Origin of the sequence: Parvibaculum sp. (assembly GCF_045863935.1) — a bacterium.
GTDB lineage: Bacteria > Pseudomonadota > Alphaproteobacteria > Parvibaculales > Parvibaculaceae > Parvibaculum.
The window spans coordinates 2632-4705 of record NZ_BTVP01000076.1; the positions used below are offsets into that span (position 1 = coordinate 2632).

Here is a 2074-nt window from a genome sequence, read left to right on the forward strand (position 1 = left end):
CGCAGGCCGACCGGCACGAAGTTGTACGTCGCCCAGCCGGAGCCGTCGCAGAAGTCGCAACGGGCCATCCCCAACGCGACGCACGGCTCACAGGGCCAATCGCCGCTGGCGCGCCCGCGACCCTTGCATGAAGGGCACTTCAGCAGTCCGCGCTTGCAATAAAAACATGGAAAATGTGTCAGGGCCGTCAGAAGCCGCTTCGCACCCACCGCGCCGAACTGCGACCTCAGCCAGGGCGTCAGATCGGTGTTCTTCTTCACCACCGAATGAGACAAGCCCTCGACCAACAGCGCGGCCGCGTCCGAGTCACGCTTCTTCCCCAGCGCGAGGCGCACCTTGGCGACGAAGTCGGGCGTCTTTGGTTCGGTTGGCATGTTGCAGGGCTTCGACGAATAGCGGGGCCCGCGTCCGAACTATTCGTTGATTCCAAGCAACTCGACTTCGAACACGAGGATCGAGTTCGGCGGAATGCCCGGCCGACCGGCGGCGCCATAGGCCAGATTCGGCGGGATGATGAGCAACCGCTTGCTGCCGACCTTCATGCTGCCCACGCCCTCGGTCCAACCGGCGATGACCTGATTGAGGCCGAAGCTGATCGGCTGGCCGCGATCGACCGACGAGTCGAACTTGCTGCCGTTGGTCAGCCAGCCGGTGTAGTGCACCTTCACCTTGTCGGAGACCTTGGTGGAAGTCGGGCCGGCGCCGGTGGTGACGTCCACATACCACAGCCCGCTCGGCGTGGTGACGCCCTTGGAGACGTCGCCGCCGCGTGACTGTACGAGTGCCTTCGCCGCATCCTGCTCTTTCGCTGCCTGCATGGACTGCTCCTTTGCTTTCTCGGCCATGCGCTTTTGCTCGGCCTCAATGATAGATTTCACTTCACTTTGTTCCAATACGGTGACTTTCTTGATGATGACCGGCGTCTTGGCCGCCGCGGGCTGTTGGCCGTCGGCGCGCGGGTCCATCTCGACCGGCGTATCGCGGATCTTGTCCACCACGTCCATCCCGTCGATCACCTTGCCAAAGACGCAGTAGCCCCATCCGCCCGGCGACTCCGACTTGAAGTTCAACATCGCATTGTCCTGCACGTTGATGAAGAACTGGCTCGTCGCCGAGTGCGGATCGCCCGTCCGCGCCATCGAGATCGTGCCGCGGTCGTTGGTCAGGCCGTTATTCGCCTCGTTCTTGATCTTGTCCTTGGTCGGCTTCTGCTTGTAGCCCAGCTCCATGCCGCCGCCCTGAATCATGAAGTTCTTGATGATCCGGTGGAACATCGTCCCTTCATAGAATCCGTCCTTCGTGTAGGACAGGAAGTTCTCGACCGTGCCCGGGGCTTTTTCTCGATTGAGTTCGATGACGAAGTCCCCCATCGTGGTGGACATGCGCACGTAAGCTCGATCGGCGATTTTCGGTTTTCCGTCGCTCATATTGGCCTTGTCATCCGCAAGAACGGTCGTGGCGGCGAACGCGGCGACGATCGCTGCGAACCCATGGAATTTCACGAAACAACGCGTCATTGGAGCACCTCGTTTGGATAGTGATTGTTGGGTGAATCATGCCGTGTGAGAGCCCGCAATCTCAGGCGGGCGTTGGTGAATGCTAGGTGGCAGGGCCGGGGGTGTCAAACCGGCGGATCGAGCGATTCGGGACAGGCCGCGCATCACAATCGAGCGGCGCGGCGGATGTCGGCGACGAAGTCCTGACAGGACTTGCGGACGCAGGCCTGCCAGTCGCCCGAACACCCCGCGCGCATCGCGGCATCAGCATACGCAAATATCACCGAACGCCCGGCGGCGATGATCGCGCCCTTGCCGCTCGCGTCAAAATACGGCAGGAAATCCTCGGCGCGGCCGCCCTGTGCGCCGTAACCGGGCACGAGAAAAATGGACTGCGGCATCGCCTGACGCAATCGGGCGGCGTCCGTGGCATTTCGCGTGGCAACGACAGCCCCGACCGACGAATAGCCGTGACGCCCGGTGGTATCAGACTCCGACGCCCAGCGAGCGACCTCGCCGGCGACGATCTCGTGAACCTTGCGACCGTCACCGGTCACGACGTCCTGAATCGCCGCGGC

2 protein-coding genes and 1 pseudogene are annotated in these 2074 nt (G+C 62.4%); all 3 read right to left on the reverse strand.

All coding sequences use genetic code 11. The annotated features are described in order from the left end of the window. Nucleotides 1-374: hypothetical protein (locus ACKUUH_RS17050; RefSeq protein WP_407951088.1), on the reverse strand; the 374-nt coding region annotated here is incomplete at its 3' end. Between the two features lie 39 nt (nucleotides 375-413). Then, the gene (locus tag ACKUUH_RS17055) at nucleotides 414-1517 is read right to left on the reverse strand and encodes a peptidylprolyl isomerase (RefSeq protein ID WP_407951089.1); all 1104 of its coding nucleotides are present in this window, start codon (nucleotides 1515-1517) and stop codon (nucleotides 414-416) included. Between the two features lie 143 nt (nucleotides 1518-1660). Then, nucleotides 1661-2074, reverse strand: a pseudogene (locus ACKUUH_RS17060) (hypothetical protein); the annotation flags it as partial.